Origin of the sequence: Woronichinia naegeliana WA131, from assembly GCA_025370055.1 — a bacterium.
GTDB classification, from domain to species: Bacteria; Cyanobacteriota; Cyanobacteriia; order Cyanobacteriales; family Microcystaceae; genus Woronichinia; species Woronichinia naegeliana.
In genome coordinates this window covers 825,487-848,299 of record CP073041.1, presented here as the reverse complement: position 1 = coordinate 848,299, position 22,813 = coordinate 825,487, and the positions used below count along the sequence as shown (strand labels likewise).

Below are 22,813 nucleotides of genomic sequence, written 5' to 3'. Positions count from 1 at the left end.
GAATTGGGTTACGAATTCACTTCCAATTCACTGGGTAAAATGTCCAATCCGAACAATACCCTTTGGGTATTCGACATATCACCAATAATCCGTTGGAGAGGCGGAGGTAACTGTTTAATTAAAGTGGGGGTCACTAAAATTTTTTCCTGTTCGGCTCGATGGGGTTCTTCGAGAACATCAATAATTTCTACCGTATATTGATCTTTGAGTTCTTCGCGACAAATACGGCAGATATTGGCGATCGCTCTTTGAGAGCGAATAGAATTTCCAGTAATATAAAGTTTTAACAAATATTTATTCATGGAACTAATTTTCCTGAGAGATTTTGGTCGCTATATTAAGAGTGCTTAATCCGATATAGTATTTGCGATAAAAAGAAGTGAGATAACCCATGAGTTCGAGAACCATCAATCGTCCTTCGGCGACATACATTTGAGCTTTAGCTAGGGTAACATCTTTATTTTTTTCTCTCAAGGTTCGGGTATGTAATTCAATGACATCCCTCGGACTGGCTTTAAGAAAACCCATTTTGTCAGCCATGGTTCTGAGATGAGTGGAAATAGGATGTTCAACTCGAAAGGCCCTTTGTTCTAAGGCTAAATCTAGCAAGTTACCATAGGTTTGCATTAACTCAATAAAGATTTCTGGTAAGCTCTCCTGCAATGTTTCTGCACCAAACATCCGCGCCGTGATACTGGTCGTTAGATTAGCCAAAGAAGCTAATTCATCAAACTCTTTTTCCTGTTGGGCCAGCCGTTGACGCTGTTCTAAACTCTGGCGATAGGACTGTCGCTCTTTAGCAGAACGAATTTCATATATCAATAAATCACTATCCAGATTTTTTAAGCGTAAATAGCCATCTGCACCATTCTGAAAAGCTTGGATGACAATTGTTTCATCATCTACTTCTGTATAAACAATAATGGAAATTTGCGGATGGGTTTCTCTAATCCGAACTAAAGCCTCGACCCCTCGACAATTGGGTAACATCAAATCTAACAATACGAGGTCAAAAGTGTCTTCCTGTAATTCCCTGAATCCTGCTCTGATGGAAGTAATGGTGGTTAGCTCAAAACTAAATCCCTGGGCTAGGGAAGAAGGTGTTTTTGAGAACAAAAGTTCTTTAAAAAGATCAGCCGTTACGGACTCATCTTCTATTAACAAAATTTTGCATAGTTCACTGACCATTGTTATTGGCAATTAAATACAAAACTACTCCCCCTGTGTCTGTGAGAAAGATTCGTGGATAATAACACGCTTATCCTACAATTCTACAACAGTGGACAATTGGCAGGTCAGGTCATCGATTTTTCCGTTGTCGTTGTCCTGATTGCTTGCCAAAGCTTGAGATATTGTTGCTGGGTTTGAACAGAAAGGGGCTCAAGAAACTCACAACTTCGCCAGAGATGCGGGGTCAGAGTCAACAGGGGATTGTTGCGAACGGTGGGAAGAATGGCTTCAGCCTCAAGAGTTTCTAAACGTGGAGAACTACCGTCACTGAATAGGGCAATTTGATTCGCGCTTTGGGGTTGCCAGCAAAAGTCTAACCAATCAGAAATAATTGCCGAATGAGAAGGAGCATTTTTCGGTCTAACCCATAGATCAGCCCAGATGGCCGTTCCCGAAGCTGGAATCACCGCCGCTAAATCAGGATTGTTGACTAACAGGGGCAGAATTTCGTTTGACCAGCCTACGGCGACTGCTACGTCTTTTGCTTGTAAGGCTTGCAGGTAATAGTCATTGCTGTAGAATTTCACCTGCTTTTGTAAAGCCTGTAGGCTAGATTTGAGGTCAGGAACTTTTTCTAGGTCAGGAATATTATAGGAATAACCTAGTTTTTTGAGGGTAAGGCCAATCACTTCCCTGGGTTGATCGAGCAGGGCAATTTGTTGTTTTAATTCTGGTCGCCAGAGATCAGACCAATCCTGAGGAGTCCAGCCCCAGTCCTGAAATTTTGCGCGTCGATAAACGATTAAGGTGGTTCCCCAACGGTAGGGTGCCCCCCAAATGTCACCTTTTTCGGCTAAAAAGCCCTGGCGATCGCGGGTGACTAATTGATGCCAACGGGGATCTAGCTTTTGCCAACTTGGAACCGCTTGAAGGTTAAGGGGTTGAATTAATCCTTTGACAATGGCATCCTGTAACCAACTATCTCCCGTCGTGGTTAAAGCGGCGATCGCCTTTGGTGTATTGCCGATAAAAGGTAAATGAGACAGCAATCCTTGGGGTTCTGGATTTTTGAGTTGCCAATCCTTAAGAAACTCAAAGAGCTTTTTTAACTGGGCCTCTGGTTTAAAATTAAGATCCTTGCCCTGGGCAACCTGAGACTGAAAAGCATGAATCAGTTGGGGCGGAATCGAATTTTTCAGAAAAAGAACTGTGGAGGCAGAAGAAGAAGAAGCATTACAAGCTATCAGCCCTTGACCAAGAGCCGTTCCCAGGACAGAGCGGGTTAAAAATTGCCGACGATTCAATTTTGTAATACACTTCTCAATCAGGGTGTGCTTCTGAGCTTATCACAAGTTTTTTCCCTCTCTTCATCCCAATTTCAGTCAATCAACCTGAACGGTTTACCCGTAAACTGCTAAATCATGGCCCCAAATTATGACTCTAAATCCTCCTCTCAAACTATTAATTAGTAACGATGACGGTATTTTTGCCCAAGGAGTCCGTACTCTAGCCAATACCCTGGCTGCTGCGGGTCATCAGGTGCTGGTGGTTTGTCCCGATCGCGAACGATCGGCGGCTGGCCATGGTCTAACCTTGCATCAACCCATTCGAGCCAGTCAGGTGGAAGGTTTTTTTCATCCCCAGGTAACGGCCTGGTCTTGTTCGGGAACGCCTGCTGATTGTGTCAAATTCGCCCTGGCTGCTGTGGTGGAAGAACGCCCCGATTTTGTCCTCTCCGGCATTAATCATGGAGCCAACCTCGGAACAGACGTTATTTACTCAGGAACCGTGTCTGCTGCGATGGAGGGACTGATTGAAGGAATTCCAAGTATCGCCATTAGTTTAGCCAGCTTTGCCTTCCAGGATTTTCAACCGGCTGCCAATTTTGCCCAGAGTCTTCTCTCTCAACTGGTGGCTAATCCCCTCCCCCAATCGACGCTTCTCAGTGTCAACGTGCCTCCCTTGCCCCAAGCAGAAATTGCGGGCGTGATGCTAACTCGTCAGGGAATACGACGTTATATTGAAACCTTTGAAAAACGCTTGGATCCCAGAGGTAAAAGCTACTACTGGTTAGCCGGAGAAATTGCCAAGGATATTGAACAGCCGGATCACTTTCATCTCTCCGCTAGTATTCCGACCGATGTACAGGCCCTTCAGTTAGGTTATATTACTTTGACCCCTTTACAATACAACCTCACAGATGTCAATGCTTTTCATGTTTTGGCGGAGTCTGACTGGTTAACAGTGTAATATCTGGGAGAAAAAACTAGAGCGGTAACATCAATGTGATATTCTGAGTACTCAAAGTATAACCCAGCCCTATGTCTTCCTATCTCTATAACCAAGAAAATGAGCCGGATGAAGCAGATAGCGTTACCCTCTTTGATGAAATGGGACGAACGTTAGATTGCTATGTGGAGAATTCTCTTGAAGTCGATGATGCCGCCTATTTGTTACTGATGCCAGTAGATATTCCGGTGATAATCATTGCTTGGGATGAAGATTCGGAAGAAGACGATGAAGAAGCGGATGCCATTTTATTAGAAGACTACGAAGAAATTGAGCAGATTTTTGCTGACGCTAAAGCGGTTTTGGCTGAACTGGATTTAAGCCTTAAGTACACTGCCTATACGCTGACGGTCAGTGGGGAACTGCCTCCCATTGAAGATGATGATATTTTAACCCTAGAGTTAGAAAGTGATGATCAACCCTTAGAACCAGAAGAACTTCAGTTTTTGGTGAGTTTTTATCATGAAGAACAGCGTTATTCTATCTATACGCCCTTGGCTCCCCTGCTATTTTTAGCCAAGATGAATCAAGACAGCAAAATTGAATTGGTATCGCCGGAAGATGACCAGATGCAGCATATTTTAGAGGAGTTGTTATTCGAGGAAAGTGAGTGAACTACTCCGACCCGCGATCGCTGAGATTGGGGACTTCCTGCGCCATATTCCTTGTCCCTGCCAAAATTGAAGTGCGCCGTCCGTGAAATTCTTGATGGTTGTATTGGAATGCTTAAAAACTGGTAAGGGTTTGGTTTCCAAATCCATAATTCAACGGACTTAGGAACTAAGCCCCTACCTTTAATCAAAACAAAATATTACTACTACTTTTATGTCCTTGATCTTAACGGTTAACAGACAATGTATTGCTTGATAGATCGCGTAAAAGGACTTAACACTGTTAAGCCCCTACCTTTAATCAGAAACGAACAGAATTTAGTACTAATTTAAAGACTGTCGATTTTCTTTTGAGCGAGTTTGCGCTTGCCCCACAAACCTAAACCGAACAGAACCGTGCTACCAATAACGGGTAGGGCATCCGTCTCCCAGGGAACCGCAGTGGCATTAACCTGAAAACTATTGAAAGTATTATTTTGAACAAAGCTTGTTCCGTTGTTGAGGCTGAAGCGATAGGCTCCAAAACTAGCCACACCTGTAGGAGTGACATTAGGCGAGGAAGCAAGCCAATCAAACGATCCTGAGCCGCCTGAACCCGTTGAAATATCGACATAGAGCCAATATTTGGTATTTTGTGTGAAAGTAAAAGCAGTTGGAGAGTTAAAGGTGTAGTCAAAAATACCTGCTCCCTGGGAGGCTGGAAGAGTGAAATTTGCCAAAACCGTTGAGCCAGGGTTTACTCCCCCAGTATCATTGCGGATTTGCACATTAAAAACTTCGGTACCGTCATAAGCCCCCAGACGTAAAACGGCATTGTCCAGGGTATAGTCTGTCCCTGTAGGAAGGGTAAAAGAAACCGCGTTAATACTGACTCCACCGGTAGGGGAAAAGGTATTCGCGCTGTTATCATCGGTCGGGGGCAAGTTACCAATCAGGTTAAGGGCGTAACTGGGAGCGACGCTTACCCCCCATACAAAAGCACTGGCTGCACCCAGTAGAAGAAGTTGCGCTTGAATTTTCATAGAAAGTTGCTTTTTAGATAAACTGCACGGATCTTAGCAAAAAAAAACTATCTAGGGCTTGCTGAATAAGTATAGAACCCTTGCCAGATAATGCTTTCAAGCATTTTAAAAACGATCAGGTGCAAGGTTATGGCCTTTGGAGGCTCAAAGCCCATGCACGTCGTTGGAAAACTGGGGGTTGAAATTGGAAACAACTCTCTGAAGTCACCATTTTTCGCCTCCTGTGGCATCTAGGTTCGTTTTGTGGACTTTTTCAGCAGACCCTAATTATTTTTTCGTTTTCTCTAAGCTTTGCACTATAATCCTTTGCGGATTTACTCAGACGATACCAGTGCCAATTATTTACAGGTAGGAGTTTTTTGTTATCTGAGGTTAATTATCTTGAAGCGCGGAAAAACCCCGATCAACGTTGTCCCTTAATGATTAATTTGGAGTATATTTAATTTATTTATTTGGAGTATATTAAACTTTATCAAATAGGCTAAGGTAAAAATAAGTTGAAAATAATGAATATCGGGATGATGTTGATGGAGATTAGCAATACTTTCTCCCTTGGCGGCTTGAATGACTTCTAAAATAGTCTGGATAATTTGAGGTGACAATCGTTTATCCGCTCCGAAATTTGTTACCCAATGTTGACTAATCATTGCCAATCCTTGAGCATTGCCTAAATCACCCAACTCTAATACCATTTCATTCTTTAATGGTGTTGTTGGATAATGGGCAAAGACACGGAAAGGGTCATCACAGAGGGGATAGGGAGGGCTATCGGGTTGTAGAGGAACTGATATTATCGCGGAGTTACGAATCTCTTTTAGGGTTTGCCAGAGTTCTTCATATTGGGGGATAATTCTTTGCCAATCATAGATTTCTTTGATCCGTTGCTGACCATTTTCTCCCATTTTTTTCCTCAGTTGGGGATTAGTAATTAATGTAACTAAGGCCTGAGCCGTAGCATTAATATCGACAATGGTTGCCATGGAAGATTCAGCAATATAGGTACTGTAATTGATTTTTCCGGTTAAATAGGCCGCCGCAATCCCGAACCCTAACGGGGGAGACGGAGACAGAGAGGGAATTCTAAAGCCGTCAATCTCATGACGTACAGATTCCTTATAGCCGTCCCAATCCGAAACAATAACGGGTAAACCAGCAGCCATCGCTTCTAGCGGCGTTAACCCAAAGGTTTCTTGAATATTATCAACTAAGGAAATAAAAATATCAGCAGTATGCCAAATGTCTCGACGGATGTCTAGTTGACGGCCATCAACAAAAATACAGTTAACAGTGGGACAAAAACTCTTCGCGCTTTCTTGAAATCCTTTCTCTTCCCTTTCATCTTCAAACCAACCCGCTTGAATAAGATGGATTTTTTGATTGGTAATTTGGGCAGCTTTTTCTAAAGCAAGATACATTGGTACAGGATGCGCTTTAGCGTAAAAACATAAGCGACCCACAAATAAAACAACAATCTCTTCTGAAGGAATATTTAAGCGTTGACGTAAATTTTGACGGGCATTCGGCTGACTATTGGCGGGAGAAAAAGCATTCAAATCTATCCCTAAAGGAATAATCGGCAGTTGAATATCAATATTAGGTTTTCCCCCCGTTCGTTGAGCCAGATATTCAGCCCAATGATCCAAAATATGTAATACAGCAGTCTTGACAGATTGAGATGTACAGATTAAAGCATCCCAGGGTTGTATGGGAGCAATGAGCAAATCACCGATCGCCTCCATGACTCCAATACTGGCAATGGTATGAGTGATGCCACATAAACTATAGGCCTTTTGGTCAGTAAATCTTCTTTGCCAGGCGAGTTTGGAAAGTCTAGGATCGGGATGATATAGATTACCTGGCACAGCAAGCGTTGCCGGATTATCTCTGGGAATCCATACCCCTTGACGAGTCCCGACTATCCACGGTTGAACCCGTTGACAAAATTCGTGAAACTCAGCCTGGGTATCGGTATAACAATAAATGGAATCAGCTTGGCTATATTGAACAAACGCTTTCAGAAATCCTTCCCCTGCTGATTGGCGACCTAACAATCTTTTTTCTTGGGTATTGTAACTATCTCGTTTATAGAAAACTGCGGCTGTCATATTCATTGTTAATCATCAAGATTGACTGGGGTTTTACAATAAAATAAATAGGAATCGAAGAGCATTATCTCATTATTCTATCTCTAGGAGACTCAAACGATGGCTGTTCCCCCCTGTCTATCCAACCAGGAACTTAACCTTGCCTTAGAATCTTTGATGGGTTGGCAAGTCGTCAATGGCAAACTGCATCGTCAACTTCAATTTCAATCCTTTGTAGAAGCTTTTGGTTTTATGTCTAGTATTGCGATCTCGGCGGAAGCGATGGGGCATCATCCTGAATGGTCTAATGTCTATAACCGTGTCACCATCGATCTCACCACCCATGATGCCGGAGGAATTACCGCCCTAGATCTGGAACTGGCACGCAAAATTAATGCGATCGCTCCCTGAAAGACGGTGTGAATGCCCTAATTTGTTGCAGTTTGACCTATGGCACCAACAAGATAAAGCCCTCATAGAGCGACGGGGTTTCAAACCCAGGGCAAACGCATCTTATTTTTGAATGATAGGCTAGGTAAAGGTTTCAGCAATCATTATTGATTTTTTATGAAATGCTAAAAGGCTTGTCAAATAAAGAGTCTAGAATTTTGATGCGTTTGCCCTGGTTTCAAACCCATTTCCTGATGATGAAAAACCTTAGCTAGAAAGAGTTGTACAGAATTCTCGATTTTCTAGTCATAGATCATAGGATTAGCTCTAATATTAATAGAACGGACAGGACAAAAAAGACCTTTACACCTTAACCACGAAAATATCCAGAGGGGCATCACCATGACCTTGAAAATTGTTGGACTCAAAAAAAATTCCAAGCCTGAGGCGGAAAAACCGCCAGAACCTGAAGTTCCTAGTCAGCAGGTAACGCCAGAAACGACTCCGGTTAAAGAGCCAGTTCCCACCAAGGCGAAAAAGACCAAAGCAGCAACTAAACAGAAATCGAAACCAGAGGTTATTCCTGAAACCAAGGAAGTTGTCTCAGTGGAGCCAGAAGTTGATGCACCAGTAGAGCCAACTGTAGCACCAGTACTAGAAAATCCAGAGCCAGAGACGGCAGTGCTTGGGGAAGCGGACTCAGAGCAACCAGAGAAAACAGAAAAAGCAAAGTTGTTTTTCCAGGGAGTTGGCGTGATCAAGGGGCTGATTCAATCCGCCGAAGAGGGGAAATATCAAGTAAAGATAGGAGACAATGTTTATCCCTTGATGGGCAAAAAGCTACTTTTGAAACGGGCCCTAGCTCTCGAAACGGAACTTTACCTCCGAGTTTATCCAAAAGCCTGGTATCCTCTCAAAGGCGATCGCATGACCGTTAACCTGGGTTTCCAATTGGTTGCTTTTCAGACTGAACTCAGAGAAGCAGATACTCTCAATATTTTTATTCTGCGGGGTCTTTGGCAGTTTATCCCCCAATATAAACGCCCAGTCCTAAGCATCTATCGGAATGAAAGGTTAGGGGATTGGGACAAGTGCAAATCCAATCATTTACCCTTGCTATGGCAGGACTCTCCCGTTAAGCCTTTCTACTTTAATCCCAAGGCTCCGAAAGAAGAGGATAAAAAACCCGAACGCTACTTCTGCCAATTGGAAGCCCGTTTTATTCCAGCCAAAAATTGCTTTGGTTTCGTGACGCTCTTGGATGAACCCACCCTCAGAACGCCTAAGTATCTCAAACCAATTAGACAACCCGCTCCGAAAAAAACAGCTTAGGGTCAGGCCGGTTAACTTTACTTGTAACTTTACCCGCGTAGCCACCATTTCTACTTGGATCGAGATCGTGGCGATCGCCCCTAGCTTGTTTTCCCTCAATTTTCCCACGGTATATCACCCTATTTTGTGCCGCGATCGCCTAACCAGAAACATGACCCTGAGCCTGTACAACACCCTAACCCGTCAAAAACAAACCTTTGTTCCCCTAGAAGCGGGAAAGGTGAAGATGTATTGCTGTGGGATTACCGTCTATGACTATTGTCATTTGGGTCATGCCCGTACCTGTATTACCTGGGATGTGGTTAGACGCTACCTAGAATGGCTCGGTTATGCCGTGCAATATATCCAAAACTTTACCGATATTGACGATAAAATCCTCAATCGGGCTAAACAGGAAGGCTCGACAATGGAGGCGGTTTCGGAACGCTTTATTGCCGCCTATTTTGAGGATATGGAACAGTTACAGGTCAAACCAGCCACCGCCTATCCCCGTGCGACCCACAGCCTAGATGGGATTAAACGACTGGTTGCTGAATTGGAACAGCAGGGTTATGCCTATCCAGCCGCAGGAGATGTCTATTATTCAGTACGCCATTTTTCCGACTACGGTAAACTATCGGGGCGCAAATTAGAGGATATGCAGGCCGGAGCCAGTGGTCGAGTCACCGATCCCGAAGAAGCCAAGAAAAAAGATCCCTTTGACTTTGCCCTTTGGAAAGCGGCTAAACCTGGCGAACCGGCTTGGGATTCCCCCTGGGGAGAAGGGCGGCCCGGCTGGCACATTGAATGTTCGGCAATGGTACGAGACTATTTAGGCCCCACCATTGATCTCCATGTTGGAGGCAGTGATTTGATTTTTCCCCACCATGAAAATGAAATTGCCCAATCCGAAGCCGCTACAGGTCAGCCTTTAGCAAATTATTGGTTACACAATGGCATGGTCAGGGTGGAGGGTGAAAAAATGTCTAAATCCCTGGGGAACTTCACCACCATTCGGGAGCTACTGGCCCAAATTGACCCGATGGCTGTGCGTTTATTTGTGCTGCAAGGTCATTACCGCAAGCCCTTAGACTTTACCCAGGAAGCCTTACAAGCGGCGACGAATGGTTGGCAGACTTTACGAGAAGGTTTGGCCTTTGGATATAGTTACGGGTCAAGATTTGGCTGGGATTTAGACTTTTCCCCTTTAACCCCCCTCGCCAATGATTGGACGCAACGTTTTGAAGCAGCCGTTAATGATGATTTTAATTTTGCGGAAGGGTTAGCCATTCTCTTTGAACTCGCAAAAGACTTGCGGAAAGAGGGCAATATCCTTGTCCATCAAGGTCAGACGGAAACTGATCCAGTGCAATTGCGACTACCTTGGCAAACCTTAGTTACTCTCGCTGGAGTCTTGGGATTAGCGAGCGCGCCTATTAGTGAGGAATCCGTTACCGAAAATAACCTGAATGACCAAGAGATTGAGCAATTCATTCAACAACGCATGATCGCCCGAAAAAATAAAGACTTTGCAGAAAGCGATCGCCTACGAGATCAACTTAAGGAGCTAGGCATTACCCTCATTGATCAGCCTGGCGGTGTCACCAAATGGCATCGTTAAAATGTGCCGCAACGAGAGGAGTCAATTACTTTTCCCGCTAGAGACTTAATCCGCGATCGCCATGGTTCCTGTTGTTTACCATCCCCACTATGTCGCACCCTTGCCGCCTGGTCATCGCTTTCCAATGCTTAAATTTCAGCTATTGTACGAGTTACTGCTGAAAGATCAGGTGATTAGCCTCGATTCCTGTTTTACGCCGGCGATCGCCTCATCGGCCATATTGCAATTAGTCCATACTCCCGACTATGTTGAAGGCTATTGCAAGGGAACATTAGATGCCAAGGCCCAACGTCGGATTGGATTACCCTGGAGTCCTGAATTAGTGCGACGTACTTGTACTGCCGTGGGAGGAACGATTTTAACAGCCCAGTTGGCCCTCGAAATGGGTCTAGCTTGTAATACCGCCGGGGGAACCCATCATGCTTTTCCCAGCTACGGTTCAGGATTTTGCATTTTTAACGACCTGGCGATCGCTGTGCGCGTTTTACAGCATCAGGGGCTTGTGGAGCGAGTACTAATCGTGGATTTAGATGTTCATCAGGGCGATGGGACAGCCTGGATCTTTCGGGATGATCCCCAGGTATTTACCTTCTCTATGCACTGTGAAGTGAATTTTCCTACCCGTAAACAGACCAGTGATCTCGATATTCCTCTGCCGGAAGGCTTGGATGATGACGGTTATCTGCAAATTTTGGCCCAATATTTACCCGATCTCCTCACCCAGGTTAAACCGGATTTGGTGCTTTATGATGCCGGGGTTGATCCTCATATCGGTGATCGTCTCGGTAAACTCGCACTTACGGATATGGGTCTATATCGACGAGAACGACAAGTCCTAAGTACCTGTCTTGCCGGTGGATATCCTGTTGCCTGCGTAATTGGGGGGGGTTATGCCGAAGATTTAACGGCCTTAGTTTATCGTCATTCCCTTTTACATCGAGCCGCTAGAGATGTCATGGCGGGGAAAGCCTTCAAGCCGACATTTTAGGGAAGCAAATTCAGGTTATCCTTTTTGTTGAACTAGACTTTCTAGGAACTGATCTCCATGTCCGATCTCACCAGTCCAGACCCTATCAATCCGTCAAATCTCTCTGATCCTAGTCAACAATGGGCTGTCCTCTCCGAGCAGGTAGCAACCTTGACCCAACGAGTAACCAGTTTGGAAGAAAAACTACTCTTAGTTCCAGACATTGAGCGTTACAGTCGGCTCCAGCAATTCCTGAGTTCAGGACATTTTCAAGAGGCCGATCTAGAAACAAACCAAGTAATTCTGGAAACCGTTGCCATGAAAAGAGATGATCTGGCTCCCGAAATCCTATCAAAGTTTCCCTGCAATGTTCTACAAGTGATTGATCGTCTGTGGCGTACCTATAGCCAAGATCGTTTTGGATTTAGCATACAACTTGAAATTTATGAAAAGGGGGGGGGCAACTTAGATAGCCTCAGAACCCAAGATAGAAAAATTATGGCAAGTTTCGCTAGAGAAGTCGGTTGGATGGTAGATGGCCAGGTTCGTTTTGATGTCTATGATCAATGGGATTTTTCTCTAAACGCTCCTCGCGGTTGTTTTCCAGCGATCTGGTGGAAATCTCCCTATGGTCTCAAGATGGTCACTTTTTTCTTTATGCGTCTTTTTGAATGCAATATCTAGAAGCTTAATGAACAAAGCGTTGGTAATGTTCTAGACCTGCGGATCGCTTTTCTAGAACCTTGTCAGTGTACTAATTACAATTGGCCTTATCTACAGATTCAGAACACTACCCAGTATCAATTAATCGGCGATCGCTTTTTATCTGTGGGTAAGGGGCGATTAGCATCAAAAAAGATAAAATAAGTAATTACTAGAAAAGCGTTAGAGGAATAACCATGGATAGCACACTTTATGAAAAGGATATTTTACTGTGGGTGGAAGATACCGTTAGTAAATTAAAAAAACATGATTTTGAAAACTTGGATATTAAAAATTTAATTGAGGAGGTTGAAGCCTTGGGGATTTCTCAAAAAAAGGAATTAATTTCTCGTTTAATGATTTTACTTGAACATTTATTAAAACGTCTTTATGTAGATTCTCCCTATGATTACAATGCTTGGGAAAGAACAATTCGTAATCAACGAGCCGAAATTGATTTGTTGATTAGTCAAGTACCAAGTCTTCAATCTCGATGGGAAATCAGTTTTAATGATGCCTGGCAACGAGCTTTATTAAAAGTAAAAAAAGAATATCAAAAAGTTTCTTTTCCAGAAGAATGTCCATTTGAGCAAACAATTGAAACAATTCTAAATGAAGATATATGGGGAAATTAGTGCGATTTGTTATAATGGTTACGTTTAGCAGCTATTGGTTGTTAGATAAGCTGAATCAGCATTGGCGATCTCTTTTTGTCGAGATAAAATTTGAGAGGTGATCGTTTCATCTTAATCCAAAAGCGATCGCTTTCTCCACTAATATTTAACTGCGATCGCCTGATCCCGTTACAATTATAGGAATATGGCGTTTTTCATTGTTATGGAGTATCTGTTAATTTTGCTAACAAGGGACTTAAGTCCTTTGTCCATACCTCGTTTTTATGACAATTGTTACATATTTATTCGGTTTAGAAAAAAGCTATGATACCATTACCATCAAAAATTGAGCTTTTGTATGAGCAAGATTTTATGCTTTGGCTCGATCAAACCCTAGAGCAATTGCATCGAAGGGATTTTAATTCTTTAGATTTGGAAAACTTAATCGAGGAAATAACTGCTTTGGGGAATGAACAAAGACATCAAGTAGAAAGTTATCTCAAGCAATTATTAAAACATCTATTACTTTATCATTATTGGCAGTCAGAATGGGATTACTGTCATCGGGGGTGGTGCGAAGAAATTCGTAATTTTCGAGATGAATTGGAATTACGCTTCCAGTCTAAGACACTCTACAATTATCTTTTTGCTAAATTTGAGATCGTTTATCGTAAAGCTCGGAAGTTAGCTATAGACAAAACAGGTTTACCTCCTTCTACCTTTCCAGCCCAATGCCCTTACTCCTGGGAACAGGTTTTAGATTTTGATTTTTTACCGCGATCGCAGTGAGTCAAAAGGAAGGAGAAGACAGGGAATAGCGATCGCCTGCTATTCACTAATACTTAACTGCGATCGCTTAGGTTTATCCTTTGTTGTTGATTTAAGATTGAGATATTTGAATTATCAAGGTTTAGCAAGAGAGGAATTTAAAATTGTTAGTTGAACGCCGTTATCTCTTTCATAAACCATCACAACGGGAACGGTTAATTTAGGATTGTTTTCAGGTAGGGCTGGAAAAATATAGGAGTAGCCATCACCCTTTAGTAAAAGTCGCCAAACTCTAGGTTTATCAGGGTTACTAATATCATTAAGTTCTTTATCTAACAAACGTTCGTAGGATTGACGATCGCCGATAATACTAAATTTTGGTAAGTTGGGTTTTGTCGAGCGACTTTCTAAGGGATTATCAAATTTTCGTCCCAATACTGCATCTTTGGGCATAACAATCGTGACAATTGGTAAAGAAGAGGTTTCGTTAACAGCATCATTCCAAGCATCATCCTTTGCTTGCCAGATTGCGAGCCAAAAGAGAGCCGTCAACACAAAAAGAACGATAACAAATTCATTTAATAAAGAGGATAAAAAATTAATGATCTTGGTTTGGGATTTATTGAAGGCGATCGGTAATTTTTTTAGATATTTTCCAAGCCATTTTTGCACTGTAAAGGTAATAAGAATAGCGAATATGATCACGATTAAAAATAGGATTTTTCTGGGAATTGCCCAAATATCTCCAAAAAATGTTTGAAAAGCGGCAAAATAAAAGGATTCGTTGGGAAGGCTAAGGGTCGTAACTTCGAGGTGAAAAAAGCTAAAGTAGGCCCAGCGATAAATCCAGCCGGTGAAGTAAAGCGCGGCGGCCAATAAAGCCAGTACACTAATCAGTTTGCCGAGGGGATTAAATTCAGTATTCTGGGGTTCGGCCATTTTAATTACCTCAGATAGTTGGGCTAAAAAGTTATGCTAAAATCCCATTATCTCTGATTTGTCTGGATATTAAGGGGTTAATTCTGTGAATAAGGTCATTTTGCGGGGAAGTATTTTTTCTGGATTAATCGGCATTACGCTCTGGGCTTCGATGGCGGCAAGTGTTGGCAGTCAATCAACGGTTTTGGAGGTGGCTGTACCTGATACGGCGACGGTGGTACGGAAGCAGGGGACTCCTTTGACGGGACGGTTAACGGCTTTTGGGGAAATAAAGTTAACGGTGGCGGCAGGGGGAGAAACGGAAACGATTCCATTAAATCAGGTGAAGTCAGTTAGTTTTGAAGGGGATGTTTGGATTGAGGGGCAATCGCTTCCTTCTAAGATTCGAGGTTATATCAAAACCTGACTTTTCCCGTTAAGTCCAAAATCCAGCAATGCAAACTTCTAGAGGCTTTATCTGGCAAGGGTTTGAGTAATGATTCTCTTGACAGGAAAAAAATATTCTGAAGCCATCATCCCGCTTATCGTTCAAATTTCAAAAACAAAGGATGAAGGGAGTATGAGACTGTAAAATGGAGAAAATCTTAAAGGGCAGGTCAAAAAATGTTGGAATGGTGGACAAAAAACTTTGCCAGTTGTGAATTGGGAGACGAGAGGCTAAACAATCGTGCCTTCTCGATTGGGAAAAAGTTAAGTGAGGGGTTTGGAAAAGCCTTATCAGAAGTGTTTAAGGGAGGAAACGAGTTAAAGAGGGCCTATGAATTTTTGGGAATCCGAAAACAGACTTTGTCAAGATAATAGAGCCGCACTGTGAAATGACAACTGCCGCCGTAGAAGAATATAAGATAATGCTATCAGTCGGAGATACGACCTTCTTAGATTATCGCAATATCAAGGAAAAAAGGGAAGGGTATGGGCCGACTGGAAAAGGAGGGAATGGATTAATACTGCATAGTGCTTTAGCAATTGAGCCAGAAAAAGGACAAGTATTAGGTTTATTATGGCAAAAACTGTGGAATAGGGAGGTAAAAGAAAAGCCCCCAACAGATGAAACGGCGAAGCAGAAAAAAGAAAGACAGAAAGAACAAAGAAAAGCAGCTCGTCAAAGACCATTTGAGGAAAAAGAATCCTACAAATGGGTAGAGGCTCTAAACACCTGTGAGAAACAGGTAGAAAGTTCAACGAGGGTAATTCATGTATTTGACAGAGAAGGAGATGTTTCAGAAGTCTTTGACTCAGTGCGTCAACTCAAGCATACAGGAGTGCTGGTCAGAGCGTCTCATAATCGTAGTTTAGACAAAAATAGTGAACGACTTTGGCAACATTTGGAATCAGAACCGATTCGTTTTCATCAAGAAATCGAGATTCCGAGTACAGGAAAAAGAAAAGCACGGAAGGTTAAGCTTGCCGTCCGATTTTGCCCAGTTAATCTACGAACTCCCTATCGTTTTGATAATCGTGACCCGTTGAATGTCTATGCTGTTTATGCGACAGAAATCGATTGTCCCGAAGGCGAAACTCCTTTATCTTGGATGCTTCTGACTACAGAAGTTGTTGAGACTATTGAGATGGCTGTCACTATTCTTCGTTGGTACACCTACCGATGGCGGGTTGAAGAATTTCATAAAGTCCTTAAGTCTGGTTGTCAGAGTGAGCGTTATCGACTTGCCTCTGATGGAATGAAAACTCTTTTGGGTTTTTTAAGTGTCATTGCTGTTGAACTTTTACACGTTACTTATCTTCATCGTACCCAGCCCGATGCTCTCGCGATTGAAATTCTTAATCCTCTTCAACTTCAGGTGTTAAAAGCAGCCGCCTCTCAAAAACTTCCCCCTATTTTGACTGTTGCTTGGGCTGTCGAGTCTGTTGCTTTTCTTGGTGGTTATCTTGAACATCGTCGTAAAACTCCTCTCGGTATCCAAGTCCTTTGGCGCGGTTGGTTGAAGTTGCATGACCTTTGCCAAGGCTGGCAGCTTGCAATCCGCACTTAACGGGAAAAGTCAGATATCAAAACTTGGCCTGGTGTACCCATTAAGGCATTCAGACTACAAAAATCGGCTCAGTCAGTACAGATTGACTTGAATAAGGTGATACCAGTGAATGATGTGCAGAAAATGATTAATAATAAGGAAAAAGTTCAAGTGCTATCAAAAATTAGCTTTAATTCTCCTCAAAAAATGACCATAGAAGCTTTCTCCATGCCCAAAAAATAATTTATTATGTTCATTCCCCGTCTTAAAATTGTTGGTAAATTGGTAATCGCCACTACGATCCTCTCCTTTGGTTTCTCAATTTCTGTTGAGAGATCTAATTTTTTACCGTTTCAAAGTATCAATCAAGCTATTGCCCAAAATTCGCTTAATACTCAACAGCAGAAAAGAATCGCGTTAGTTATTGGCAATGCAAATTATCAAGTTGGTAAACTCGATACCCCGCTTAATGATGCAACGGATATGACTGCCGCATTGAAGGAATTAGGTTTTGAGGTGATTTTGCTTAAGGATTCTTCTAAACGAGAGATGAATGATTCTCTTGATCAATTTTCAACTCGAATTAATCAAGGTTACGTCGGTTTATTTTATTATGCGGGTCATGGAATGCAGGTAGAAGGAGAAAATTATCTCATTCCTGTTAATGCTCAGATCAAAGCCGAAAAAGATGTTGAATATGAGTCAATCCCTTTGGGGAAAATACTAGGCAGAATGGAAAGTGCAGGTAATCAGATTAATATTGTGATTTTAGATGCTTGTCGTGATAATCCTTTCCGCAAATTTTCGCGGTCATCTAGCAGGGGATTAACAACACCAGTACAGCCCGCATCAGGAACGTTAATCGCTTTTGCAACTGCACCAGGAAAAGTAGCCAGTGATGGTATGGGACGTAATGGGTTGTTTACTTCTTATTTATTGAAATATATTAAAACTCCAAATCTAGATGTGGATTTAATGCTGCGACAAGTGCGATCTAATGTTGCTAAAGATACCAAGAATTATCAAGTGCCTTGGAACTCATCTTCTTTAACAGGAGAATTTGCTTTTAATCAAAAGGCTGAAATAACCTTTCCCACTCTGATTATTCCACCTATTCCTAAGCCTGAAAAAAATCCAGACACTCAAAAACCGATTCGTCCCCTTGTTATAGAATCAACACCCACATTGGAACAACCAAAAGTATGTCCTGGTAATGAAAAAAATTGCTAAAATTACATAATTGATCAGCAATTCTAAATTTGCGCTGTAGCAAGGGTTTCAGGTTTTAGTTCGCGTAATACGGGGGAAAATTCAACGGGATTAACAAGTTCATTTTACGAGTCTTCAAGCTTTTAGGTGCAATAGTACACCTAGGATTGCCCCAAAAACCCCTTTTAAATGTTCTTTAAATCCCTAAAAGGCTTGCTGTGTCTAAAACTGAGAATTGCTGATAATTGATCCTTGACTCAATAACTATAAAAAGTTATGATATCTTTGTAACCGCTTTATTAATGATCGAATGTATTACAGCGATTTCCGATCAAATCCGCTACAGGAATAAATTGGAAAACGCTTTCTGGCACTGGTTTTGATGCTTTGCATACATGACATGGCTGATCCCAATTTGCTGTAAACTTTAGTATTAAGTCTATCTTAATGTTAGAAAAAAATATTTTTAAAGATTCATCCGATGTTGTCATGTAAGAATTGAGTAAAAGCCTTGTTAATAATGGATTTGAGCTAAATTAACAACTGTTAGTATATTTAGAACGTTGAATTCCTTGCTTTGTAGGGATTTTAATCATCTTCACTTTACAGTTTATATTGTATGTTCTTATGAACTTTTTTAAATTAGCAGTCTTATTTTTATTGTCAACAAGTAATTTTGTCTTAGGAATCAAATCTGTTGTTGCTCAAAGCTTTTCAGAGGCATCTATTCTTGAGGATGACCTTAACATGAGCAAGGGTTTACCCTGGGGAGGAAGAAATTGGCCTTATAGTCAAGTAACTAGTATCCAAGATGGTCTAGTCAATACGACGGTTGGTAAAATTGTGATAGACAAACATGAAGAGACAAATGGTTCTTGGTTCGGTTATCCTCTTCCAGGAAAAAAAAATTTTATTTCTTTTTTCGGAAGTAAGGTTGAGGGCTGTTTTGTTAAACTTGTATATCAGTACGCATCGGCTTCCACTTCTATTGAGCCTAAAACTATCATTCCTGTTAGACTAGAAATTGGAGTTGGCGATAAAATTGTTAGACTAAGTTCTGAAAATTCTGAAAATAAATATTGGCAGAAAGATTATACTTACCCAGTCTATGAAAATAGCAAATCTGAGGACAGAACGGGTAGATGGTATATGTCCAGTCAAAATTTTCTTGCCACTGCTGAACAGGTTCGTTTATTACGTTCTTCGCCTGAAGATGAAGTAAAGGCAAGAATTACATTTGCGGATGATTCAACCATTATTTTCCCCATTGGCATTGAAACAGTAAGACGCTGGAAAAATGTTTATAGTTTTAATTCTTCTTGCAAACCTTAATAAACAAAAAACCTTTTAGATAAAGTGGAGGTAATATTGTCACTTTTGTGTGAAATTTTTTCACTTTTACGATTGTTTTGCTCTCCATTTTTCCAGTCTTTTAAAATTAGTATGAAATTGATGCGAAATTAAAGTTGAGGTATAATTTTTGGAATTATTAAAGAATATCTTTTCTTTTTTATATAAAACAAAATCATTACGATACAAGCCATAGAAAACAGATCTATTGTAGATGAAATTTCAAGCGGCTCAAAGTACCGAGCAGGGAGGTGCGTTAGCTTTATTTGAAGATTTCGATGGTTATTTTGCAGAACTTTATGCCAATCTTCTAGATAAAGGATATAGCCTTACCGATTGTGTCTCAATAATCGTAATAAAACAACTTGGTATTCATGAAATATTCACCCATGATAAACATTTTATCCAAGAAGATTTGATCATTTTTTTTAGCTTATTTTCTCCTTAAGGAAGACTATAACATTAAAAGAAAAATTCGTCTATGCAGACGCTTTTAATAAACTTTTGAATTGGGCGTTTCCAATTAAATTCCCGTAGGGGTTTGGTCTCCAAATCCCCAATTTTTGATTCCCATCCCAAATCCCCAAAATTTTAATTCCTATCTCAATATCCCTAATTCCAAACAATAAAATTCGACAATAACATTTTTAAATATGGGTGATTATCGTGAATTTGGGAATGGATTTGGAAACCAAACCCCTACCGTTTATAAAAATCAAAATGCGATTAATGATTATAGGCAAACTGCTGAACTTTTTCAACTTAAATACCCGTAGGGGTTTTCCAAATCCAGAGACTATAAAATTTGAAGACAATACCTCTATTATCAGAAATAATCGGACTTGGAGACCAAGCCCCTACCCTAAATTCAATATTGTTAAATTTTACAAAAACCTAATGTTTTAGGAGAATAAACGATGAACGTAAACTTTCCCATTCCCCAAGAACTTGAACCCTACTACGACAATTGCGCTCAGGTAACTATAATTCCGTCGCCGATTACTTTTTAACCTAATGAACCGCGATCGCCAAAAACAACAAGCTAAAGAAAAATTAACCGTTACAGAGGTTAAAATGCTAACAGAAAACATGGTCAAACCCTCCTCCTGGGTAGAAACAGAAATCAAAATCAGTAAAGTTCGACAACTGTATTTGTTTAAATTTACCGATAAACTTCAACAACGTTTAGATGAACTGTTTGATAAACAAAAAGGAGAAGCACTAACCTCAGAAGAATCCGCAGAATTGGCAGGTATTCTAGAACTCAATCAAATTTTTACCCTTCTCAACGCCAAGATTATTGCAGAATCTAATGCTGGATAAAAATATTCGTCAATTAATCCTATTAACCTATCATCACATCAAATTAATCCCATGCAACTAGAAAACTACTTTGAATTTTTAGCCGAAGACGACATTCGACTCAAAGGCCATCGTATCGGTATCGAAGACATTTTAAAATATCACTTAAATGGTTACTCCCCTGAAGAAATTTTATCCGAACTTCCTAGTCTAAACCTAGAAAAAATTTACGCAACCCTAACCTATTATCATCAAAATCAAACCGCAATCAACGCCTATCTTTTCAACGTTAATCAAAGAAGAGAGCAGAACTATCAAAATTGGCAAAAGGAATCATCACCGCTTATTCAACGATTGAAGCAAGCCAAATCCCAGAAATTAGAAAAGAATTTAACTTTACTGAATCAAGATCGCCAAAAACAACAAGCTCAAGAAAAATTAACTGCTCTATTACAAGAAGGTTTAGACTCTCCAAGCGAGGCCGTCACCGCCGACTATTGGCATACCTTATATTTACTCTCTATTCCAGGAATGCGACAATCTATTCAGGAAGGTTTAAACACACCTATTGAAAACTGTGACGAGGAAATAGAATGGTAAAATGGCGATTGATTTATAGCTTACGAAAAACTTATCGGTGATTTAAATGGAGCCTATTCTCGACAAATTAACATTCAACATTGTCTAGTTTATAAAGTTATCAAGTCAGAACATAAAATCAAAATTGTACGAATCTGGACACATTATGAATAATGATTTTTGCCTAACTTCTCTAACCTTATATAATAACCTAAACCCTACTGAGAGAAACTCCTATGAGTTACCGCATCGATCGCCGCACCTATGCTGACACCTATGGCCCTACTATGGGCGATCGCGTTTTGGCATTTAGGTTTAGAAGGCGATCGCCGGTTTCAGTTTTTTAGGCCTCGTCAGGGACAAAATTAAGCGAAACCCCATTCATACAATAACGCTTACCCGTAGGAGCAGGGCCATCATCGAAAACATGACCAAGATGCCCACCACAGCGAGCACAATGTACCTCTACCCTAGTCATAAATAAGCTGCGATCAGTGGAAGTTGCCACAGCCTTTTCCAGAGGTTGATTAAAACTGGGCCAACCTGTCCCGCTATTAAACTTTGTTTCCGAGGAAAATAACGGTAAATCACAGCCGGCACAATGATAAACCCCCTGACCATACTGCTTATCCAGGGGACTGGTATGCGATCGCTCCGTACCATGTTTCCGAAGCACATTAAACTGTCCTGGAGAGAGAATAGCACGCCATTCAGCTTCCGTTTTAGTCACTTCAAAGGTTTCTTTTGTACTTGCCATAGAAATTTCAAGGTTAGAACGATGAGAAAAAGATTGAGCCAACCAGACGGCTCCTAGGGTAACTGAACCCGCTTCTAAAAGGTAACGTCTTTTCATTGATTAAGGATTACGGATTTCTCGCTATGCAGTCTGTTGTCATCAGCTACGCCATACCTGCTCTAAAATTTTCTCCGGTTTGATATCACCAATATCGCCACTGGGAGATTGAATACCAATAAAACGCTCTTGGCCAGAAGGAAGTAATTTTGCCTGGTCGGTTGGGCCAAAAAGGGCGATCGTATAGGTTCCGACGGCTACGGAAAGGTGCATTGGTGCGCTATTAGTACAAATCATTAAGTTGGCCCCTGCAATCATGGCTGCCAACTTACCCAGATCTCCAGGTCGAGTAATTTTTAAATGGGGATGATTTTTCTGCATTTCCGCCAGCCATTCTTCACTGTCTGGCCCCTGAAGTAGCACAATGCCCAAATCCGGCTGTTTGGCCTGAATATCTTCTATCACTTGATGCCATTTAGCGACGGGATAAATTTTATTGAGTCCCTGAATCGAGGCTAAACGACTGGAACTATCATGAATTAAAATATAGCCGTTACTTTTGAGGTCTAAGCGTTGTTGTTCCGCTTCTGCCCAAACAATATCTTCCTTGGGAACCGTGACTTTTAGGGCTGGACAGGGGGATTGAATGCCAAAGCCTTGTACTAAATCATGGTAAAGCTCGGCTGCGTACTGCTCAGGTTTGAGGGGGACAGGATTGGATAAGAACCAAGAAGCCTCCGTTTGATAACCGACTCGCACCGGAATACCGTTTAGCCAAAGTAATAGTCCCACCGCCCAATTTCTGCCGACACTCACAGCAGCTTCGTATTCGCGATCGCGGATAATGCCAAGTAAGTTTAAGTAATCGGCTAAACCATTGCGGTCTTTGAAGTCAAAGAGTAAAACTTCATTCACGTAGGGACAGACCCGATAGGCTGATTTAGCGCGAGGTTCAACGATCACATCGATCGCCGCATTAGGGTAAGTGGCTCTGAGGCTTTCGAGGGCGGGGAAAAAGAGCAGTTGATCGCTAATTCCCCCAGGGACAAGTGCTAGTATTCGCATCATGATCGGAACCTTGAACAGTAGCAGTCAGCTTAATGGGTTTACCAATTAATCAGC

The 22,813-nt window shown here is 41.5% G+C and carries 26 protein-coding genes; 18 read left to right on the top strand and 8 right to left on the bottom strand.

Annotation, left to right across the window (positions count from 1 at the left end):
* Positions 1-8 precede the first annotated feature (8 nt).
* From KA717_04495 to KA717_04485, 3 genes are all read right to left on the bottom strand, one after another.
* Positions 9-302, bottom strand: coding sequence for a circadian clock KaiB family protein (locus KA717_04495; protein ID UXE62121.1), 294 nt, complete (start codon positions 300-302; stop codon positions 9-11).
* 4 nt (positions 303-306) lie between these two features.
* Positions 307-1,188: a response regulator gene (locus KA717_04490; protein UXE62120.1), complete on the bottom strand. Its 882-nt coding sequence runs from the start codon at positions 1,186-1,188 to the stop codon at positions 307-309.
* A gap of 107 nt (positions 1,189-1,295) precedes the next feature.
* Positions 1,296-2,474, bottom strand: a complete 1,179-nt coding sequence (locus tag KA717_04485; protein UXE62119.1) for an extracellular solute-binding protein — start codon at positions 2,472-2,474, stop codon at positions 1,296-1,298.
* Positions 2,475-2,604: 130 nt separating this feature from the next.
* On the opposite strand from KA717_04485, the gene surE reads away from it, so the two are divergent.
* Both surE and KA717_04475 read left to right on the top strand, forming a co-directional pair.
* Positions 2,605-3,420 carry a 5'/3'-nucleotidase SurE gene (gene surE, locus KA717_04480; protein ID UXE62118.1) on the top strand — a complete coding sequence of 272 codons (816 nt, stop codon included), beginning with the start codon at positions 2,605-2,607 and terminating at the stop codon, positions 3,418-3,420.
* Positions 3,421-3,491: 71 nt separating this feature from the next.
* Complete coding sequence (locus KA717_04475; protein ID UXE62117.1) at positions 3,492-4,073, top strand: DUF3727 domain-containing protein; 582 nt, start codon at positions 3,492-3,494, stop codon at positions 4,071-4,073.
* Between the two features lie 326 nt (positions 4,074-4,399).
* Here the strand turns inward: KA717_04475 and KA717_04470 are convergent, their stop codons facing one another.
* Both KA717_04470 and KA717_04465 read right to left on the bottom strand, forming a co-directional pair.
* Positions 4,400-5,092, bottom strand: coding sequence for a hypothetical protein (locus tag KA717_04470; GenBank protein UXE62116.1), 693 nt, complete (start codon positions 5,090-5,092; stop codon positions 4,400-4,402).
* Between the two features lie 416 nt (positions 5,093-5,508).
* Positions 5,509-7,203 (bottom strand): glycosyltransferase family 4 protein, encoded by a 1,695-nt coding sequence (locus tag KA717_04465; GenBank protein UXE62115.1) that lies wholly within the window; start codon positions 7,201-7,203, stop codon positions 5,509-5,511.
* 93 nt (positions 7,204-7,296) lie between these two features.
* Here KA717_04465 and KA717_04460 point away from each other — a divergent pair, with 93 nt between their 5' ends.
* The 7 genes from KA717_04460 (at position 7,297) to KA717_04430 (ending at position 13,570) form a co-directional block, all read left to right on the top strand.
* On the top strand, positions 7,297-7,587 hold the full coding sequence (locus KA717_04460) for a 4a-hydroxytetrahydrobiopterin dehydratase (GenBank protein UXE62114.1): 291 nt from the start codon (positions 7,297-7,299) through the stop codon (positions 7,585-7,587).
* A 381-nt stretch (positions 7,588-7,968) separates the two neighbouring features.
* Entirely contained in the window at positions 7,969-8,898 is a 930-nt protein-coding gene (locus tag KA717_04455) for a hypothetical protein (GenBank protein ID UXE62113.1), read from the top strand.
* Positions 8,899-9,049: 151 nt separating this feature from the next.
* Entirely contained in the window at positions 9,050-10,498 is a 1,449-nt protein-coding gene (cysS, locus tag KA717_04450; GenBank protein UXE64548.1) for a cysteine--tRNA ligase, read from the top strand.
* A 61-nt stretch (positions 10,499-10,559) separates the two neighbouring features.
* Entirely contained in the window at positions 10,560-11,486 is a 927-nt protein-coding gene (locus KA717_04445) for a histone deacetylase (protein UXE62112.1), read from the top strand.
* 57 nt (positions 11,487-11,543) lie between these two features.
* On the top strand, positions 11,544-12,149 hold the full coding sequence (locus tag KA717_04440; protein UXE62111.1) for a GUN4 domain-containing protein: 606 nt from the start codon (positions 11,544-11,546) through the stop codon (positions 12,147-12,149).
* A gap of 254 nt (positions 12,150-12,403) precedes the next feature.
* Positions 12,404-12,802 carry a DUF29 domain-containing protein gene (locus tag KA717_04435; protein UXE62110.1) on the top strand — a complete coding sequence of 133 codons (399 nt, stop codon included), beginning with the start codon at positions 12,404-12,406 and terminating at the stop codon, positions 12,800-12,802.
* Between the two features lie 303 nt (positions 12,803-13,105).
* The gene (locus tag KA717_04430; GenBank protein ID UXE62109.1) at positions 13,106-13,570 is read left to right on the top strand and encodes a DUF29 domain-containing protein; all 465 of its coding nucleotides are present in this window, start codon (positions 13,106-13,108) and stop codon (positions 13,568-13,570) included.
* A gap of 114 nt (positions 13,571-13,684) precedes the next feature.
* On the opposite strand, the gene KA717_04425 is transcribed toward KA717_04430, so the two are convergent.
* Entirely contained in the window at positions 13,685-14,425 is a 741-nt protein-coding gene (locus KA717_04425) for a hypothetical protein (protein UXE62108.1), read from the bottom strand.
* A gap of 148 nt (positions 14,426-14,573) precedes the next feature.
* On the opposite strand from KA717_04425, the gene KA717_04420 reads away from it, so the two are divergent.
* The 9 genes from KA717_04420 (at position 14,574) to KA717_04380 (ending at position 21,072) form a co-directional block, all read left to right on the top strand.
* Complete coding sequence (locus KA717_04420; protein UXE62107.1) at positions 14,574-14,894, top strand: hypothetical protein; 321 nt, start codon at positions 14,574-14,576, stop codon at positions 14,892-14,894.
* A 197-nt stretch (positions 14,895-15,091) separates the two neighbouring features.
* Positions 15,092-15,286, top strand: coding sequence for a transposase (locus KA717_04415; GenBank protein ID UXE62106.1), 195 nt, complete (start codon positions 15,092-15,094; stop codon positions 15,284-15,286).
* Positions 15,287-15,303: 17 nt separating this feature from the next.
* Complete coding sequence (locus KA717_04410; protein ID UXE62105.1) at positions 15,304-16,479, top strand: IS4 family transposase; 1,176 nt, start codon at positions 15,304-15,306, stop codon at positions 16,477-16,479.
* A 228-nt stretch (positions 16,480-16,707) separates the two neighbouring features.
* Positions 16,708-17,688 carry a caspase domain-containing protein gene (locus tag KA717_04405; GenBank protein ID UXE62104.1) on the top strand — a complete coding sequence of 327 codons (981 nt, stop codon included), beginning with the start codon at positions 16,708-16,710 and terminating at the stop codon, positions 17,686-17,688.
* Positions 17,689-18,327: 639 nt separating this feature from the next.
* The gene (locus tag KA717_04400; protein UXE62103.1) at positions 18,328-18,999 is read left to right on the top strand and encodes a hypothetical protein; all 672 of its coding nucleotides are present in this window, start codon (positions 18,328-18,330) and stop codon (positions 18,997-18,999) included.
* Positions 19,000-19,231: 232 nt separating this feature from the next.
* Positions 19,232-19,465, top strand: coding sequence for a hypothetical protein (locus KA717_04395; GenBank protein ID UXE62102.1), 234 nt, complete (start codon positions 19,232-19,234; stop codon positions 19,463-19,465).
* Positions 19,466-20,031: 566 nt separating this feature from the next.
* The gene (locus KA717_04390; protein UXE62101.1) at positions 20,032-20,340 is read left to right on the top strand and encodes a hypothetical protein; all 309 of its coding nucleotides are present in this window, start codon (positions 20,032-20,034) and stop codon (positions 20,338-20,340) included.
* Between the two features lie 51 nt (positions 20,341-20,391).
* Positions 20,392-20,919: a DUF433 domain-containing protein gene (locus KA717_04385; GenBank protein UXE62100.1), complete on the top strand. Its 528-nt coding sequence runs from the start codon at positions 20,392-20,394 to the stop codon at positions 20,917-20,919.
* Positions 20,920-20,991: 72 nt separating this feature from the next.
* The gene (locus tag KA717_04380; protein ID UXE64547.1) at positions 20,992-21,072 is read left to right on the top strand and encodes a hypothetical protein; all 81 of its coding nucleotides are present in this window, start codon (positions 20,992-20,994) and stop codon (positions 21,070-21,072) included.
* A 169-nt stretch (positions 21,073-21,241) separates the two neighbouring features.
* Here KA717_04380 and msrB read toward each other — a convergent pair whose 3' ends face one another.
* Both msrB and KA717_04370 read right to left on the bottom strand, forming a co-directional pair.
* Positions 21,242-21,751: a peptide-methionine (R)-S-oxide reductase MsrB gene (gene msrB, locus KA717_04375; GenBank protein UXE62099.1), complete on the bottom strand. Its 510-nt coding sequence runs from the start codon at positions 21,749-21,751 to the stop codon at positions 21,242-21,244.
* Positions 21,752-21,793: 42 nt separating this feature from the next.
* Positions 21,794-22,756, bottom strand: coding sequence for a glycosyltransferase family 9 protein (locus KA717_04370; GenBank protein UXE62098.1), 963 nt, complete (start codon positions 22,754-22,756; stop codon positions 21,794-21,796).
* Positions 22,757-22,813 lie beyond the last annotated feature (57 nt).

Coding starts and splice junctions, on each gene's coding strand:
- KA717_04495 (UXE62121.1), bottom strand. CDS start 302: ATGAATAAATATTTGTTAAAACTTTATATTACTGGAAATTCTATTCGC.
- KA717_04490 (UXE62120.1), bottom strand. CDS start 1,188: ATGGTCAGTGAACTATGCAAAATTTTGTTAATAGAAGATGAGTCCGTA.
- surE (UXE62118.1), top strand. CDS start 2,605: ATGACTCTAAATCCTCCTCTCAAACTATTAATTAGTAACGATGACGGT.
- KA717_04475 (UXE62117.1), top strand. CDS start 3,492: ATGTCTTCCTATCTCTATAACCAAGAAAATGAGCCGGATGAAGCAGAT.
- KA717_04470 (UXE62116.1), bottom strand. CDS start 5,092: ATGAAAATTCAAGCGCAACTTCTTCTACTGGGTGCAGCCAGTGCTTTT.
- KA717_04465 (UXE62115.1), bottom strand. CDS start 7,203: ATGAATATGACAGCCGCAGTTTTCTATAAACGAGATAGTTACAATACC.
- KA717_04460 (UXE62114.1), top strand. CDS start 7,297: ATGGCTGTTCCCCCCTGTCTATCCAACCAGGAACTTAACCTTGCCTTA.
- KA717_04455 (UXE62113.1), top strand. CDS start 7,969: ATGACCTTGAAAATTGTTGGACTCAAAAAAAATTCCAAGCCTGAGGCG.
- cysS (UXE64548.1), top strand. CDS start 9,050: ATGACCCTGAGCCTGTACAACACCCTAACCCGTCAAAAACAAACCTTT.
- KA717_04445 (UXE62112.1), top strand. CDS start 10,560: ATGGTTCCTGTTGTTTACCATCCCCACTATGTCGCACCCTTGCCGCCT.
- KA717_04440 (UXE62111.1), top strand. CDS start 11,544: ATGTCCGATCTCACCAGTCCAGACCCTATCAATCCGTCAAATCTCTCT.
- KA717_04430 (UXE62109.1), top strand. CDS start 13,106: ATGATACCATTACCATCAAAAATTGAGCTTTTGTATGAGCAAGATTTT.
- KA717_04415 (UXE62106.1), top strand. CDS start 15,092: ATGTTGGAATGGTGGACAAAAAACTTTGCCAGTTGTGAATTGGGAGAC.
- KA717_04410 (UXE62105.1), top strand. CDS start 15,304: ATGACAACTGCCGCCGTAGAAGAATATAAGATAATGCTATCAGTCGGA.
- KA717_04405 (UXE62104.1), top strand. CDS start 16,708: ATGTTCATTCCCCGTCTTAAAATTGTTGGTAAATTGGTAATCGCCACT.
- KA717_04395 (UXE62102.1), top strand. CDS start 19,232: ATGAAATTTCAAGCGGCTCAAAGTACCGAGCAGGGAGGTGCGTTAGCT.
- KA717_04390 (UXE62101.1), top strand. CDS start 20,032: ATGAACCGCGATCGCCAAAAACAACAAGCTAAAGAAAAATTAACCGTT.
- KA717_04385 (UXE62100.1), top strand. CDS start 20,392: ATGCAACTAGAAAACTACTTTGAATTTTTAGCCGAAGACGACATTCGA.
- msrB (UXE62099.1), bottom strand. CDS start 21,751: ATGAAAAGACGTTACCTTTTAGAAGCGGGTTCAGTTACCCTAGGAGCC.
- KA717_04370 (UXE62098.1), bottom strand. CDS start 22,756: ATGCGAATACTAGCACTTGTCCCTGGGGGAATTAGCGATCAACTGCTC.